Below are 16,463 nucleotides of genomic sequence, written 5' to 3'. Positions count from 1 at the left end.
AAATAATAATTACCAAAACCATGCAGCCAAATTTAAAGCAACTTCATCAAAGCGCAATACACTCCCTAAACCAAGGTAAAATAGAGCAAGCACACAAAGCCCTAGTGGAGTTAGTTACACTCAAACCAGACTTTGCTGATGGGTATTTTTTGTTAGCTATGGTTAATTTAACTGTTGGGCAAATACACAAAGCAATAAAGCTCATCGAAAAAGCTCTTACCCTTGGCCAAAGTATTGAATACACCGCGCAACTTGCTAAATGTTACGCACTTACTGGCGAATTACAAAAAGCAAAAAACACCGCACTATCGGTGCCATTAAAACAAATAACTAAAGCCCTTGATGCCGACACACTTGGCGTTGCACTTACTCAAGCAGGCATTCACGAACACGCACTTAACTACTTTGAGCGCGCTATTAAACTGGCTACAGCGGCTAACAAAGCTCAATCCCCGTTTTATTATAACTACGGTGTAAGCGCTAAGTTTTTAGGGCTATTTGATAAAGCCCAACACGCTTTTGAAAATGCCATAGCGCTTAACCCGCTGCATCATCAAAGTCATTTTGCATTAAGTGATTTAACTAAAGTAAGTAAGCAAAACAACCATATTGAACGCTTAAAAAACGTGTTTGAGCAAGTAACACACCCCGATGCAAAATTGCATATAGGCCATGCACTCGCAAAAGAGTATCAAGATACTGGTGAATATTCAGAGGCTTTTAACGCGTTAGAGCAAGGTAAAGTAGCAAAACGTGCTGTGCAGCCGTTTGATCATAAAAGCTCAACTGAGTTATTTGAACATATTAAACGCTTAAGTGAACAGCACACACAAGCGCTAACACAGGGTAACCCAACGGCCGAACCTATTTTTGTATTAGGTATGCCCCGCTCTGGCACCACATTAGTTGAGCGTATTTTATCGAGCCACAGCGACGTGCAATCAGCCGGTGAATTACAAGACTTTGGCCTAAGCGTTAAAAAGCTAAGCCAAACACAAACACCTCACGTGCTCGACACTCAAACGCTCAGTAAAGCCTACGAGCTTGATTTTAATCAACTTGGGTCAACCTATTTAAACGCAACACGCGTAATAACAGGCAGCCATAAGCACTTTATAGATAAACTCCCGTTTAACTTTTTTTATATCGACTTAATAACCAAAGCACTGCCAAACGCCAAAATAATTTGTATGCTGCGCGACCCAATGGACACCTGTATTGGCAACTATCGCCAGTTATTCACCATTAATAACCCCTACTACGCGTACTCGCTCGATTTACTCGACACCGCTAAATTTTACAGCCGTTTTTACAAACTAATGCAGCACTTTAGCGCCCTGCACAGCAATATAAAATTAGTAAAATACGAAGAGTTAGTCGCACAGCCCGAGCAGCAAATAAAAGACTTAGTGAGCTTTTGTAACCTCGAATGGCAAGAACAGTGTATAGACTTTCACTTAAACACCGCACCGGTTTCTACCGCAAGCAAGGTGCAAGTACGCCAACCACTTAACAATAAAGCAATTGGCCGCTGGAAAGCGTTTAAGCCGAATACTGATGAAATTGAAGATTACTTTTTAAAGCAAAATATCAGTTTTGAGTAAAGGTTTTATAGCTTAGGAGTTAGGTGTGTGAACCAAGAATAACCCGCTTGTGCAAGTGTAGGTCGGATAAGCGAAGCGCCATCCGACACAGTAAAACACCTGGCCAATTATTATCAATATTTTATGTTGTCGAGTGAATAGAGAGTGCCAATAGCGAACCTTCAAGGCGTAAATCTGAAACTCTGTTGGGTGGCGCCTTCGGCTTAACCAACCTACCTTTTGACGTAGGTCGGATAAGTGGCGAAGCCACGTCATCCGACAAAAATGATGAATTGACTAGCAACAACACGACTTACCGCGTTTATGTTGTCGAGTGGCCAGAAAGTGCCATAAACTGAAAGTGGCAAAAGGCAAGACGCGACCCCATTATCACTGCTTGATTAAAAGTGTAAATGAGTCAAACGAACAAAGTGTTACTGCACTTATAACCTTGATAGACGTTGATTTACAACAAGGACAAACAGCGCACTCATATTATGGGACCTATATTAACGTTAATAATAGATTTTAATGCACTTTGTAACTTTTCATTTAACGGTTTCGGGTAGACTTCAATTAAAGAAACGGAGTCACATTTCTGAAAACTACAAAATGGTATAATGGCGTCTACAAAGGCAGTAATGACTGACGCTTGATCAAAGTTATGCTGCTCAAAGTTATGTTGCTCAAAATGTAGTGATTTAATCTCTAAATGAGATGTTTTTCTATGCACTTTACAATCCATACGACCAACAAATTCACCGCGATAAAGTAGCGGTAAGCAAAAGTAACCATACTGTCGTTTCACTGCAGGAACATAACATTCTAGTTGATAGTTATATTGAAAAAGCAACTTGAGCCGATCACGTTGAATGACACTATTATCGAATGGCGAAAGGATCAACATTCGGTTATTCAGACGGGGAAGGGGCCGTTCAATCGCCTCGGTTTCCACTAACAATATTTCACCGCTACTCATTTGCACTTGTTGTAAAATGTTTTGCACTAATCGTTCATCTACCAAGTTTTTCACTGCGTTGCGCAATTCGTTATCTCGACGTAAATAAGTCAAGCCTTTAAGTGAGGTAACCCCCAAGCAGCGGAACTGTTGATCGACAATGTGCGTGGCCAACTCATCCATACTGGGCATTTTTAAGTTTACCTCAGAAGGTAATACCCGTTCAGTTAGATCATACGTTTTTTGGAAACCTTCTCGGTTACTAACCATCAGGTCACCTTCCATATACAACTGTTCAAGTGCCTTTTTCGCAGGTTTCCAATCCCACCAACCTGCACGCTTTGTAGCATTTGACTCTAAATCTCGAGATCGCAACGGACCGTCGATACGTATGCGAGTTAATAATTCTTGCATCAGCTTGCTATCACGCTCTTTATGCCAATGAATTTGACCATTTTTAATCGCGTGTTTGTAAGGTAATGAGAAGCGAAAATCTTTAATCGGTAAAAAAGCGGCAGCGTGAGACCAGTACTCAAAAATGTCTTTATTGAGTAATAACTGATTGGTCATAGCGGGTTTGAAATTAGGTACTCTAGAGTTAAGAATATGATGATGAGCACGCTCTACCACCGAAATAGCATCAATCTGTACGTAACCAATATGGTTAATTGCATTACACGCACCAGCCAAACCACTGCCAAAAGCTTGTGTTTGTAGCAAACCTTGTGCTGACAGGGCAAGGCGGCGTAAACGCGCTAGCTCTTGAGGGTGTTTAATTTTAATCATATTTTCCTAAGAGATAATTAACGAGTATCCGTGCAACGTGTAAACCTAAACCTATTTTAAGGGGTTTGGTTTAAACCGAGCTCTTTTTGTTTTTTCTTTGTCAGGCCTAATGAAACAAGCCGATAAGACTCTTTAAGGTAATATGATAAGTCGTTATCAGTATCATCGTTGCTTTCGTAGTGTTGTATCCATTTCATTCCACGAGAAGCAAAATACGGTGCAGGCTTATAGCCAGGTATTTCACTGAGAAAATGAAAATTCAGTTCAGATGTTTTAAAAATAAAGGCTGGTTTATCACCTTCTCCCAACCCTCCTCCCAATCCGCCGATAGCAAAAACCTTTCCGCCGACTTTCCATACATGAGAGTTATGCCATTGGACCACATATGAGGTTGCTTCTAATGCGCGACAGAAATCATTAAATTCTTTATAGTTCATATTGTCGATCTTCGTTTGTATAGTCTATTGGCTATAGAGCCCATTATATGGACTTATAAATATATGAGCTCGCTTTATATTTTAGCGATAACGCGCATATAACCTACTGGCTAAAAATACGCCAATAAGCATTTCAAACCATGCGATTGGGACCAAAGTAACTGCCATTTCCCACGTTCCTAATCCTGAGTTTACAGACCCTATCCAAAAAACACCCAGCGTTGCCATGCAAGTAACAGTGGCTGATATAACGATCGATTTTACATTCTGACCAAAGCTTTGAGCGCACAACCAGTAAATAAATACCAAGGTACTCGCCAGTATCGTGTCCCATATTCCCCATATCAATGCATTACTGACAGCCATTGGTCCAACGACTAACTTTCCGGCATAGAAGGCCTCCATCATAGGAAACGCGACTAAAATAGCTCTTGCTACCTCGGCAACGTGGATCCAAATACTCGTTAGTAACATAACGACGATAAATTGCTTAAATTTTAATGTGTTATTCATAAATATCGTGTCTATTCTGATTTTTTATGGCTAATTAAAAGATAGATTCTGTAATGCATGCAACAATCTAAATTATTGAACTAAGAGTAACCAAAAATAGAATTCAAAGCATGATCAAGGACTGACTTTAATTCTTCTTCAACCAGACCTACTTTTGCTTGAACAGCCAGCCCATAACTTACTGATAAAAGATAGTTAGTCAGTTTTTGAGCTGTTTGGCCTTGGGGCATATCCGTCTTCGCAATGCCAGACGCGAATAAACCTGTCAATGTTTGCTGAGTTTCTGTTCCTAATTTCTTCATATAAACAACCGCATCTTCTGGAAACGCAACACTATCTGATTCATTAACACTCTTTACAAGCAAACATCCACGGGGCGTTTCATCGCTGGTGAATAGCTCAATAAGTCCATAGAAACAAGCTTGTAACCGCGCTTTTAATGTTGCATCTGAGGGCTCTACTAGGTGTCTGTAGTTAACTTCTACATATTGTTTTTGATAATGTGCCAAAGCATCTTTGAACAATTGCTCTTTATTGACAAACGTTCCGTACAAACTCGACGTATTAATGCCAAGTTCAGAAGAAAGATTAGCAACAGAAGTACCCGAGAACCCATTGGCCCAAAATAACCGCATCGCTTTATCTAAAACGACTTCTTTATCAAACGCTCTTTTTCGTCCTGCTTTCACTCTGTGGCCCTTAAAAATAATATTAATTAACTCTATTTTGAAGCAGTCACTTCAAAATGTCAATTCGCCCTATTGACATTACAAAGTGATCACTTCACAATTAACTCAATTCTGAAGCGATCGCTTCATAAGTATAAAATAAGTGAACTAAAAATGTTTAAAAAATTCGTACAAATTACTGCTCTATTCAACTTTCCAATCGCACTAGGCATGATTATTTCAGCGCTGATGGCACCTCAAGCAGACACGTTAATTATCACGGTGGTATTGGGCGTATCTTTTATGCTTATGGGCGCTGCGTTACTTTGGGCTACTTCAGACATTAAAACCCGTGCCCCTCTTATTGTTTGGAACGGATTGGTAAGAATGGTCGGCTTTATCATTGTTACATATGCCGCTTCATTAGGCTTGGCACCAAAGATCTTTGTCTATATTTCTGTCATGGATCTTATTACCGCCTTTGTTTACATCATTGGCAGTATGCGAGCATCCGAGCAGCCCTTTAAATCCCTATTTTTAGGCAAAACTCAGTAACTTATAAATTAATAATTTTAGCATTGATAACATTAACTTAAATAAACTACTTTTCAGGAGAAATATTATGACGATTAAAGCATTAAGAACACCAGAAGAAAGATTCTCTGTATTACCGGCCTTTCCTTACCAACCTAACTACATTGATGATTTAGCTGGTTTTGAGTCTTTACGCATGGCCTACATCGACGAGGGTGATTCCTCATCTGAAAACACTTTTTTATGTTTACACGGTGAGCCTTCATGGAGCTACTTATATAGAAAAATGCTTCCTATATTTACGGGCGCTGGTCATCGTGTTGTTGCGCCTGATTTGTTTGGCTTTGGTCGTTCAGATAAACCCGTTGATGAATCGGTTTATACCTTTGATTTTCACCGTGATAGTTTAATGCGATTAATTGAACGCCTTGATCTGAAAAATATTACGTTGGTCTGTCAAGACTGGGGCGGAATTCTAGGGTTAACAATCCCAATGGATATGCAAGATCGATTCAAAAATTTGATTGTTATGAACACGGCAATATCGGTGGGTGAAACCGCCCCTGAAGGGTTTTATCAGTGGCGAGATTTCTGCGCAAATGCCCCTGAAATACCAGTCGGTGGTTTATTTGCCTGTGACGCAGGGCCAGCCGTATCTGTGATGGATGTTATAGCTTACGATGCGCCATTTCCAGATAACAGCTATAAAGCAGGCGTAAGACGCTTTCCCGCCATGGTGCCTGTCGAGCCAACGATGGATGGTGTTGAGCACGGAAAACGCGCAAGAGAGTTTTGGTCAAAAGACTGGAACGGTCAAAGTTTCATGGCGATAGGCATGAAAGATACAGCTTTAGGCGAAGGCCCAATGGAGTACTTAAGAAGCTTTATTAAAGGCTGCCCTGAGCCCTTAAAAATTGCAGAAGCAGGACACTTTGTTCAAGAATACGGTGTTGAAATTGCAGAAAAAGCGCTTGTTCACTTAGAAATGAATAATAAATAGGCTATATCCAATGAATACAAATATAGAAAATAAAGTGATTGTTATAACGGGTGCAAGCAGTGGTTTAGGTGAAGCAACTGCGCGTTTTCTGGCTCAAAAAGGTGCTAAAGTCGTATTGGGTGCGCGTCGTAGTGAAAAACTAGCAGCTATCGTAAATGATATTCGTGCTGAGGGTGGCGAAGCTGAATATGTCACGATGGATGTCACCAAATCCGATCAGGTTAAAATGCTTGTCGACAAGGCGATTGAGACTTTTGGACGCTTAGATGTCATGGTCAATAATGCCGGCTTGATGTCAATTGCTCCGATGGCTGAGGTTAAGGTTGATGAATGGGATCGCATGGTCGACATTAATATCAAAGGGGTACTTTACGGTATCGCCGCTGCACTTCCCGTGTTTACCAAACAAAATAGTGGTCACTTTATTAATCTCGCTTCCGTTGCTGCACATAAAGTTTCACCGGGTTCGGCTGTCTATAGCGGTACAAAATTTGCGGTTAAAGCGATAACAGAAGGATTGAGAGCGGAAGTGGGTGGCAATATACGTACAACGCTATTATCACCTGGCTTAATTGATTCTGAATTAAAATTCGGTAGTTCGGATGAAGCCACCTCTCAATTTGTTCAAGATATTTATAAAGTCGCTATTCCAGCGTTATCTATTGCTAAAGCTGTCGCCTATGCGATTGAACAACCAGATGATGTCGATATTAACGAAATTATTATCAGACCAACAATTCAAGACTTCTAATCTAATGTGAGTTGATCCTGCCTTTTTTGTATTTTGTTTGGCAGGTCAACGTGAAACAGTTGCTTTAAAAGGTATAAAAAATGAAAAAAACACTCATTATTGGCGCTAATGGCCAGATTGGTAAAATAGTGGTTGAGTTGCTTCACAATCAGGATCGCCCAGTGCTCGCAATGGTTCGTAGCAAACAACAAGCTGAGAAGTTAGAAAATATGGGTGTAGAGGCTGTTGTTGGCGATCTTGAAACTGATTTTGAACACGCTTTTAAGGACTGCGATAAAGTAGTATTTAGTGCAGGTTCTGGCGGTAATACAGGCGACGATAAAACACTTCTAATAGATTTATGGGCAGCAAAAAAAGCAGTTGATTATTCTTTAAAGGAAGGTATACAACATTTTGTAATGGTAAGTGGTTTAGGCGCACAAGACCCTGACGAATTTGAATCAGAAATAAAACCCTATTTGGTGGCAAAGTATTTTGCCGATCAGTACCTATTATCCAGTGGCCTAAATTACACCATTCTTAGACCGGGACTCCTTACTAATGATAAAGGCAACGGGCTCATAACAACCACGCGTTCGACTTCTACGAATGATTTATTCATTAGCAGAGAAGATGTCGCTAAATCAATAGAGTATTACATTAATCGTGACGAAGTCAGTAACCAGATATTTGAACTTTATCATGGTAATGAAGTAATTAGCTCGGCATTAACCGCTAGCAATTAATTTATAACCAACGATTCGCTAACCACTATAAAATAATATATTAGCGAAAGAAGCTATTAATATTAGAGTTTTAAATAATATGCAAAACTACCTTCAAGAAATAGAAACAATCACTTCTAAAGCAGGTGAAACCGTTCCTTTACAAAGAAAAGCTTTTGAAAGAGGTTTTTCTTTTAAACACATGTCTTTTTATGAACAACTAGCGATATGGAGTTATATCTGGACGAACACCAAAGTGTATAGAGCTGAAATGTTTTGTTTGTATTTCTTGGAGGAGCATATTAAAAACAAAGATGAAATGCTGGCCGCTTGGCCAACGATTAAATTATGGCAAGACAAAATTAATCGATGGGAAACAAGCGATGGCATTTCAAAAATATATGCTCAATTAGTAGAATATGATGCAGCATTAATTTTGCCAACGTATAAAAAATGGAATACGTCTACAAACCCATGGCATAGAAGACAAAGCATAGTGGGTTTACTTTATTACAGCGCTCATAGAAAACACTATTTACCTTTTCAAGTACTTATAGATTTGGTAGCACCTTTAATTTCTGACCACGCTTATTATGTTGAAAAAGGAGTGGGTTGGACACTTAGAGAAATAGGAAATATATACCCTAAAGAGCAGGAAGAATTTCTATTTGAAAACGCAACTAAAATATGTGCTTATGGATATAGTGCAGGTACAGAAAAATGGGATAAAACAAAACGGGAAAAACTGAAGCAAATTAGAAAAGCAGCAAGAGTTTTAAATCGCAAAAATTCAATTTAAACATTTAAAAAGGAATAAATATGTCAAACAACAAACCAATATCAGCAGCGTTTCCTTTTGAATCTAAATTTCAAGCTGTATTAGATTCTAAAATGCATTATGTCGATGAAGGAGACAAAAGTTCTAAAGATACTTTTTTACTCATACACGGAAACCCTACATCAAGTTATTTATGGCGAAACATCATTCCGCATGTAAGTCCGTTAGGTCGTGTAGTTGTTCCCGATCTTATTGGAATGGGTAAGTCTGACAAGCCCGATATAGACTATACATTTGAAGACCATATTACCTATTTAGATGCGTTTATTGAAAAGTTAGCCTTAAAAAATATCATTATAGTCATTCAAGATTGGGGTTCTGCTTTAGGTTTTAACTATGCCAATCAGCATAGAAAAAATATAAAAGGGATTGTTTTTTTTGAAGCTATGTCTCAAGTTTCTTATTGGAAAAATACGACTAAAGAGACAGAAACATTATTTAAAAAATTTCGTGACCCTGCAGAAGGGCATGAAATGATTGTTAAAAACAACTTCTTTATTGAGGCTATGCTACCCATGATGGCGGGCAGAGAATTAACTCAAGAAGAAATGGACCATTACCGAGCGCCTTATTTGGAAGAAAAGAGCCGTAAACCACTGCTTATGTGGCCTGGTCAAATTTCGTTTGATGGCGTCCCAAAATTTACCACTGACATTGTTAATTCATATAATGAATACCACAAAAATTCAGATGTGCCTAAGTTGTTATTTTATGCAGAGCCAGGACTAATTATTAATCGAGAATTAGGTGAGCATATCGCTGAAACGTGGAAAAATATTACTGCAGTAGATTTAGGTGAAGGAAAGCATTATCTACAAGAGTCGCATCCACACGAAATTGGTGAAGGTATTGTCGATTGGTATAAAAAAGTTATTAAATAAACACTAATTATAGGGCTAGTGGTCAAATAGAAAAAATGCTTAAGCGTTATATTGGGTAGACTACGGAACCATGAGCAGATTTATTTGACCACTATAATTTGACCACGACAAAGAAAGTACCGATGGCAGCTAAATTATCCACGTTTGAAGCAGTTGATGGCTCTGCTACATTATATACCGCCACCAAAAATAGCCTTAGATGCACGGCTATTAAACTGAGAACAGGTGGCGTTTGTTTATATAGTCCAGTGTCAGGCCTCAGTGAAGAGGCTAAAGATAGCCTAATCGAATTAGGCGAAGTCCAATATCTACTCGCCCCTATACCTACCATAATGCTGGTTTGATAGAATACTCAAAAGCCTACCCCAAAAGCTCATTTAGTGGCATCTGAGAGTGCTCATGCACGCTTGACTGACAGGACAGGGCTAACGTTCAAAGAATTATCATCGCTAGCCAATGCACTACCAGAAGGACTTACCCTAGAAGAACCCAGTGGTTTGAAAAATGGTGAGGTTTGGCTTATAGAGTCAGCGCAGATTGGCTATATTTGGCATGTTGTGGATGCCTTTTCGGGCCAAAAACATACTGAAGGCCCAATATGTGACATTGTAAAAATGGTTAAAGTATTTCCTAATTTTGGTATTAAAGATCGAAAAGTCTTTGCCAGCGCGGTAATGCAACTTATTGAAATTTCACCGCCTAAAATTTTACTTCCTTGTCATGGTGCTTTAATTAAGTCACCTGATCTAGCTGATAAGCTCCGTAATTTAATACTAGAACTTGGCTAGAGAAAAACGATACTTGTGTAATTTTAAAATAGTATCATTTGAATTAAATCATAGGTCTGGCTACTCATTTAGAGATGAATTTTCAAGTCGCTTTATGCCCATTTCCGCCTTAGGAAGCTAATCCACAGTCGCTCCAAAGCGCCTAAAAAACCAAAAAATTATAGCTAATATTAATTAGCTATAATAAAGACTACTTTTCCCAAGCAAATTTTTGAAAAGGTTTATCTACTGGCGTTTTTGCAATGTGATTTACCAGAAGAAGTGCACCTAAACCCTGAACGTGAAACCGTTAAAGTGGAGAGTGCATAACGAAGTGATCGCGACAACTAGTTTGACAAACACCGCCAACAGCACACTACTTTTACCATTATGACCGCTTGTTATTCAGTTTTTAAAACCAGCCCTTTCGATTGGGCAAATATCACTAGCGCAAATAGTATTTCGGTTATCCCGCCAATAAATGCGCCAATTACAAAATTGGCATTTAATATAATACATAACATGCCAAAAAACATAAGCAAAGCACCCAAAATCCAATAGATTTTCATGCCATATAAGGTGTTAAAAATTAAATAACGAACACCAATTATCATCAGCATTATTGGATAAAACCATTCAGCTTGAAGTTTTGCTACGTAAAACGCTAAAAACAAACCAACAAATAAAATAATAGTGCTTTCTAAGGCCAATTTACCTAATGGGTTTTTAGGGTCGTGATTGCCAGAGCGTTTAAGCGCTTTTGAAAGTAATATGGCTAAAGGATGTATAAACATGCCACCAAAAAACAAAGTAAGCATACTTACTTGATTTGAATGCAGTAGTGCGACAAAGCCAGCTATACACCAAACCAAGCCAGACACTAATACGCCCGTTCCACCACCAAAATATGCGAGGTTCATATTTTGTTGCGCATCTTCAAATTTCATAGTAATTCCTTAACTTTAAAACAAGAACCTAAGGCAGCATGATCGCACTAATAATAATTACAGCTCGTTACTCGAATACACACTTAAAATAGGAAACTTATGCTCGGCAAACGAGACGGTGACTGATTGTGTTTCACTACCTTTAAAACCGAGCTTAAATTCTATTGGCGTTAATCTGCTGCCATCTGCAAACAATGCTAATAAATGTTCTTGATTGAGCTCGCGGTTGCCTGACGATAAATTAGTTAGCGTAATAACTGCCCAGCGCTCGCCTTCGTTATTGCTCATAAGAACGTAATTTAAAATTGTGAAGTCAGATTTTTTAGGCGTTATTTTGTTATCGTTTGGAAACGATAAATGAATACTGCGGGGTATAGCACGATCAACATTTAATACATTATTAAGAGTGTTTGAGGTGTTGGCAGCGACTGCCGATGAAAACACGATAAAAATCAAAACTAAGGCTTTAAACACAGTGCAACTTCCCTTTATTAAATTGTGTTTTTAAAAACAATCGTTGAAAATTTATACTCTCAGTTTTTACCTATTATGTAAACGCACAATAATCATAATTTAACGTATATTTTGAATAAGCGCACATTCAGTGAGACTACTGTAAGGTTTATACCTTGAAAAGCTCGCGTAATCATAAGGTTATTAAACAGGAGTAAACTACATGCCAACCACACCTAAAAGTCCCCAAGCGGTTAATAATGCACAATCGGCTTTATTAAACCCTGAGCACAGCATTCAAGTAAGAGGCGCACGTGTTCATAACTTAAAAGATGTGGATGTAGATCTCCCCCGTAATTCACTTGTTGTTTTTACCGGTATATCGGGCTCGGGTAAGTCATCACTAGCCTTTGGAACATTATTTGCCGAATCGCAACATCGATATCTTGATTCGGTTTCGCCTTATGCACGCAGATTAATAGATCAAGTAGATGAGCCCGATGTCGATTCAATTGAAGGGCTGCCACCTGCTGTTGCACTGCAACAACAACGGGGTGTGCCGTCGGTACGCTCATCTGTGGGCAGTGTAACCACTATTTCTAACGCGCTACGTATGTTGTACTCGCGCGCAGGTGAATACCCAAAAGGCCAAGGTATACTTTATGCCGATGCGTTTTCGCCTAATACCCCGCAAGGCGCGTGCCCAGAATGCCACGGTATTGGCCGTGTATTTAACGTTACCGAAGAGCTGCTAGTGCCCGACCCCACTAAATCAATTAGAGAACGCGCAATAGCCGCGTGGCCACCAGCATGGCAAGGTAAAAACCTAAGCCGCATACTAACCTCGTTAGGTTACGATATTGATAAACCTTGGAATACTCTGCCTAAAAAAGCACGCGATTGGATTTTATTTACCGACGATACGCCTACGGTGCCGGTATTTCCTGAGTACACACTTGAGCAAACACAAGCGGCTATTAAAAATGAAGAAAGCCCAAGTTACATGGGTACATTCTCGAGCGCTAAACGTTTTGTTTTACAATCGTTTGCGAGCACTCAAAGCCCACGTACTAAAAAGCGCGTGTCGCAGTATATGCAAATATCACCATGCCCACGGTGTAATGGCAAAAAACTGAAAAAAGAGTCGCTATCGGTTAAATTTGCTGGGCTTGATATTGGCGAAATCTCGCAGCTAACATTAAGTGAACTGGCTCAAACCCTTAGTATTGCGGCTAACAAAAAGCCTAAAAACAACGCTGCTAACCCAGAAAAAGCCATAGTAGCAACGCGTATAGCCAGCGACATTCTTAAACGAGTTGAAGCACTTACCAAACTTGGCTTAGGGTATTTATCGCTTGAACGCACCACCCCATCATTATCGCCTGGTGAATTACAGCGCCTAAGGCTTGCTACGCAAATTCGCTCAAAACTGTTTGGGGTGGTTTATGTATTAGATGAACCTTCAGCAGGTTTACACCCGGCAGATACACAAGCATTATTAGCCGCGTTAGATGAGCTAATAGCAGCGGGTAACTCAGTATTTGTGGTTGAGCACGACGTAAGTGTTATTCGCCACGCCGATTGGGTGGTTGATGTAGGCCCAAATGCAGGTACTCACGGCGGTAATATTGTTTATAGCGGCCCTGTTGAAGGCTTGCAAAAAGTGACCAGCTCGCACACTAGCCAATACCTTTTTAAAAATGATGAAAAGCTTTTAAGCCAAAGTAACAAACCACAACGCAGCGCAAAAGCATGGTTAAAGCTTAGCGGTATTGAGCGTAATAATTTACAAAAACTCGATGTAGAATTTCCGCTGGGCGTTATTACAAGCGTTACGGGCGTGTCTGGCTCTGGTAAATCGAGTTTAGTAAGCCAAGCTTTAGTTGAGCTGGTATACGATGCACTTGGGCAAAAATCGCTGCCACAAATACCTACAGATGAAGCCGAATTGCTCGACCAAGAGCTCGATATAACAACCGAGGGTAAAATCACTCAAGGCATTGAGCATATAAAACGCCTTATTACGGTTGATCAAAAAGCGATTGGGCGTACACCTCGCTCTAACCTGGCAACTTACACGGGGTTATTCGATCATGTTCGTAAACTGTTTGCCAATACCAAAGAGGCAAAAGCGCGTAAGTACGATGCAGGTCGTTTTTCGTTTAACGTAAAAAAAGGTCGCTGCGAAAACTGCGAAGGTGTTGGTTTTGTAAGCGTAGAGCTTTTATTTTTACCTAGTGTGTATTCGCCTTGCCCTGTGTGTAACGGCAAACGCTATAACGAAAAAACACTTGAGGTTACTTACAAGGATAAAACCATTGCCGATGTGCTTAATTTAACAGTTGAGTCGGCGCATACATTTTTTGCCGATGAACCCGCTATTTTACGCGCGCTAAATGCGTTGCTACAAGTGGGACTTGGTTACTTACGTTTAGGCCAACCAGCTACAGAACTCTCGGGCGGTGAAGCGCAGCGCATTAAACTTGCCACAGAGTTACAGCGCACACAACGCGGCGATACCCTCTATATTTTAGATGAACCAACCACAGGCTTGCATCCTAAAGATGTGGCCATGTTAATGGCGCAATTAAATGGGCTCGTTGATGCCGGCAACACCGTCATTATGGTTGAGCACGATATGCAAGTAGCCAGTAATAGTGATTGGGTTATTGATATAGGCCCTGGTGCGGGCGATGAAGGCGGGTTAATAGTGGCGCAAGGTAAACCTACCGATGTGGCTCAATCTAAAATAAGCCGAACAGCACCCTTTTTGAATGGCGCAATTTAGCTAGCAACTAAACACTAAATAATAAAAAAGAGCCAATGGCTAATGCCGATCAGTTAAGAAAATGACCGGTTGACCGATCCAAACGATCATGCAAAATCCGTAGTTAGGAAACTAACTACGGATTTTTTTGTGAATATAGAACAAGCACTGCAAGCAACACTTGAAGAAAGCAGCCGATACCATACCTTTGAAAAATTATCAGAAATTCTTGACCCTGAAATCATTGAACAAGGTTTTCAACAAGCTGGGATTGCAACCGTTCGTAAGCGAAGGTTACCGCTTGAGGCCGTTTTGTGGTCAGTTATTGGCATGGCATTGTTTCGAAAAGAATCGGTTTGGAATATCGCTAATAAGCTAGATATCATGTTACCAGGCAAGAACCAACTCGTTGCTCCAAGTGCGATGGTACAGGCGAGACAAAGGTTAGGTGATGATTCCGTTAAACACGTTTTCAATAAATCTGCTCAATGTAGTGGTACAGTGATTTTGGCCACCCATTAAGAAAGAAATGTTATGCTAATAAGCATACAAATTTGGGTGAAAAAATGACGAAATTAAAACCCGCAACGTATTCTGCAGCAATAAAATTAGAAACAGCTCAGCTTGTAGTTGACCAAAGTTATACTCAAGAAGAAGCAGCCAAAGCGATGGGGGTGGGTAAATCAACCGTCAGTAAGTGGGTTACTCAATTAAAGCAAGAGCGGAATGGCCAGACACCATCGGCTTCGCCAATGACGCCCGAACAAATTGAAATCCGCGAACTTAAAAAGCAAATCCAACGCATCGAATTAGAAAAGGATATATTAAAAAAGGCTACCGCTCTCTTGATGTCCGACTCCCTGAACAATTCTCGTTAATCGAGAAACTAAATCAACGAGAGCGTTACCCAATTAGCGTGCTGTGTAACGTATTCAATGTGCATCGTAGCAGCTATAAATATTGGGCTATACGGGATACAACGCCGACGTCAGAGCAAGTAAGGCTAGAGGCTGAAGTTAAAGCAATACATGCAATGAGCGGTGGCTCAGCTGGGGCGCGGACAATCGCGGCAATAGCAACGAACAATGATTTTGAATTGAGTCGTTATCGTGCTGCTAAGCTAATGGTTAAATTAAAGCTTGAAAGCTGCCAAGTACCTCAACATTCATATAAACGCGGCGGTAATGAACACCTTGAAATTCCAAACCTGCTTGATAGACAATTTGATGTTGTTGAGCCAGATACCGTATGGTGCGGTGATGTGACGTATATTTGGGTAGGTAATCGCTGGGCTTATTTAGCCGTTGTTATTGATTTATTTGCACGTAAAGTAGTTGGCTGGGCCATGTCGTTGTCGCCAGATACTAATTTAACGCTAAAAGCGCTTGAACTCGCGTATGAAAGCAGAGGAAAACCGACAGGACTGATGTTTCATTCAGACCAGGGTAGTCATTATACAAGTTTAAAATATCGCCAACGTTTATGGCGCTATAAAATCAAACAAAGTATGAGTAGGCGTGGAAACTGTTGGGATAATGCACCAATGGAGCGATTTTTTAGAAGCTTTAAAACGGAATGGATGCCAAAGGTTGGATATGGAAATTTTATAGATGCTAAATATAGCGTTAGTGATTATATCAACGGATATTACAACAACGTTAGGCCGCATCATTATAATGCCGGTTTAGCGCCAAATGAATCTGAGGTTAGATATCAAGATTCTAAAACTGTGGCCAAATTTTATTGACCACTACACAATCAATGTATAAGCAACAGTCATTCGAAACATGGAATGGTTTGAACCTATTAGCTGTTGACGGTGTTGTGTGGCGAACAGCCGACACGCCTGATAATCGTAAAGCCTTCTCTTCTGGTA

General features: G+C 40.1%; 18 protein-coding genes. 12 read left to right on the top strand and 6 right to left on the bottom strand.

Annotation, left to right across the window (positions count from 1 at the left end; genetic code table 11):
• Positions 1–20: 20 nt before the first annotated feature.
• The gene (locus I6F45_RS10595; protein WP_165741147.1) at positions 21–1,604 is read left to right on the top strand and encodes a tetratricopeptide repeat-containing sulfotransferase family protein; all 1,584 of its coding nucleotides are present in this window, start codon (positions 21–23) and stop codon (positions 1,602–1,604) included.
• Positions 1,605–2,073: 469 nt separating this feature from the next.
• Here the strand turns inward: I6F45_RS10595 and I6F45_RS10590 are convergent, their stop codons facing one another.
• From I6F45_RS10590 to I6F45_RS10575, 4 genes are all read right to left on the bottom strand, one after another.
• A complete protein-coding gene (locus tag I6F45_RS10590) occupies positions 2,074–3,327 on the bottom strand; it encodes a winged helix-turn-helix domain-containing protein (RefSeq protein ID WP_197142318.1) in 1,254 nt (417 codons plus the stop codon).
• Between the two features lie 56 nt (positions 3,328–3,383).
• Positions 3,384–3,764, bottom strand: a complete 381-nt coding sequence (locus I6F45_RS10585) for an MmcQ/YjbR family DNA-binding protein (RefSeq protein WP_165728946.1) — start codon at positions 3,762–3,764, stop codon at positions 3,384–3,386.
• An 81-nt stretch (positions 3,765–3,845) separates the two neighbouring features.
• Positions 3,846–4,277 carry a hypothetical protein gene (locus I6F45_RS10580; RefSeq protein WP_165728947.1) on the bottom strand — a complete coding sequence of 144 codons (432 nt, stop codon included), beginning with the start codon at positions 4,275–4,277 and terminating at the stop codon, positions 3,846–3,848.
• 80 nt (positions 4,278–4,357) lie between these two features.
• Entirely contained in the window at positions 4,358–4,966 is a 609-nt protein-coding gene (locus tag I6F45_RS10575; RefSeq protein ID WP_197160426.1) for a TetR/AcrR family transcriptional regulator, read from the bottom strand.
• A 153-nt stretch (positions 4,967–5,119) separates the two neighbouring features.
• Between I6F45_RS10575 and I6F45_RS10570 the strand changes: the two genes are divergently transcribed.
• The 8 genes from I6F45_RS10570 to I6F45_RS10535 all read left to right on the top strand — a co-directional run bounded on the left by I6F45_RS10570 (position 5,120) and on the right by I6F45_RS10535 (position 10,441).
• A complete protein-coding gene (locus I6F45_RS10570) occupies positions 5,120–5,500 on the top strand; it encodes a hypothetical protein (RefSeq protein WP_165728949.1) in 381 nt (126 codons plus the stop codon).
• Between the two features lie 67 nt (positions 5,501–5,567).
• Positions 5,568–6,479 carry a haloalkane dehalogenase gene (locus tag I6F45_RS10565; protein ID WP_110924242.1) on the top strand — a complete coding sequence of 304 codons (912 nt, stop codon included), beginning with the start codon at positions 5,568–5,570 and terminating at the stop codon, positions 6,477–6,479.
• A 10-nt stretch (positions 6,480–6,489) separates the two neighbouring features.
• Positions 6,490–7,230: an SDR family oxidoreductase gene (locus I6F45_RS10560; RefSeq protein WP_165728950.1), complete on the top strand. Its 741-nt coding sequence runs from the start codon at positions 6,490–6,492 to the stop codon at positions 7,228–7,230.
• An 80-nt stretch (positions 7,231–7,310) separates the two neighbouring features.
• On the top strand, positions 7,311–7,955 hold the full coding sequence (locus I6F45_RS10555; protein WP_165741145.1) for an SDR family oxidoreductase: 645 nt from the start codon (positions 7,311–7,313) through the stop codon (positions 7,953–7,955).
• Between the two features lie 79 nt (positions 7,956–8,034).
• Positions 8,035–8,733, top strand: a complete 699-nt coding sequence (locus I6F45_RS10550) for a DNA alkylation repair protein (RefSeq protein WP_165728952.1) — start codon at positions 8,035–8,037, stop codon at positions 8,731–8,733.
• 20 nt (positions 8,734–8,753) lie between these two features.
• A complete protein-coding gene (locus I6F45_RS10545) occupies positions 8,754–9,653 on the top strand; it encodes a haloalkane dehalogenase (protein ID WP_197160425.1) in 900 nt (299 codons plus the stop codon).
• Between the two features lie 122 nt (positions 9,654–9,775).
• The gene (locus I6F45_RS10540) at positions 9,776–9,997 is read left to right on the top strand and encodes a hypothetical protein (protein WP_197160424.1); all 222 of its coding nucleotides are present in this window, start codon (positions 9,776–9,778) and stop codon (positions 9,995–9,997) included.
• A 36-nt stretch (positions 9,998–10,033) separates the two neighbouring features.
• Positions 10,034–10,441: a hypothetical protein gene (locus tag I6F45_RS10535; protein WP_165742160.1), complete on the top strand. Its 408-nt coding sequence runs from the start codon at positions 10,034–10,036 to the stop codon at positions 10,439–10,441.
• Positions 10,442–10,821: 380 nt separating this feature from the next.
• Here the strand turns inward: I6F45_RS10535 and I6F45_RS10530 are convergent, their stop codons facing one another.
• Both I6F45_RS10530 and I6F45_RS10525 read right to left on the bottom strand, forming a co-directional pair.
• Positions 10,822–11,367, bottom strand: a complete 546-nt coding sequence (locus tag I6F45_RS10530; protein WP_165728955.1) for a DUF7010 family protein — start codon at positions 11,365–11,367, stop codon at positions 10,822–10,824.
• 57 nt (positions 11,368–11,424) lie between these two features.
• Positions 11,425–11,841 carry a hypothetical protein gene (locus I6F45_RS10525; RefSeq protein ID WP_165728956.1) on the bottom strand — a complete coding sequence of 139 codons (417 nt, stop codon included), beginning with the start codon at positions 11,839–11,841 and terminating at the stop codon, positions 11,425–11,427.
• Positions 11,842–12,043: 202 nt separating this feature from the next.
• On the opposite strand from I6F45_RS10525, the gene uvrA reads away from it, so the two are divergent.
• The 3 genes from uvrA to I6F45_RS10510 all read left to right on the top strand — a co-directional run bounded on the left by uvrA (position 12,044) and on the right by I6F45_RS10510 (position 16,334).
• The gene (gene uvrA, locus I6F45_RS10520) at positions 12,044–14,608 is read left to right on the top strand and encodes an excinuclease ABC subunit UvrA (protein WP_197119657.1); all 2,565 of its coding nucleotides are present in this window, start codon (positions 12,044–12,046) and stop codon (positions 14,606–14,608) included.
• Positions 14,609–14,737: 129 nt separating this feature from the next.
• A complete protein-coding gene (locus tag I6F45_RS10515; RefSeq protein ID WP_331460649.1) occupies positions 14,738–15,109 on the top strand; it encodes a transposase domain-containing protein in 372 nt (123 codons plus the stop codon).
• 44 nt (positions 15,110–15,153) lie between these two features.
• A protein-coding gene (locus tag I6F45_RS10510) for an IS3 family transposase (RefSeq protein ID WP_197160423.1) occupies positions 15,154–16,334 on the top strand; the annotation gives its coding sequence in 2 pieces (ribosomal slippage) (positions 15,154–15,412 and positions 15,412–16,334; 1,182 coding nt in all).
• The last annotated feature ends 129 nt before the right edge of the window (positions 16,335–16,463 follow it).

Source organism: Pseudoalteromonas sp. SWYJZ19, from assembly GCF_015864375.1.
GTDB lineage: Bacteria > Pseudomonadota > Gammaproteobacteria > Enterobacterales > Alteromonadaceae > Pseudoalteromonas > Pseudoalteromonas arctica.
Note: the sequence above shows the minus strand (reverse complement) of the source record. Positions and strands in the feature narration are given on the sequence as shown.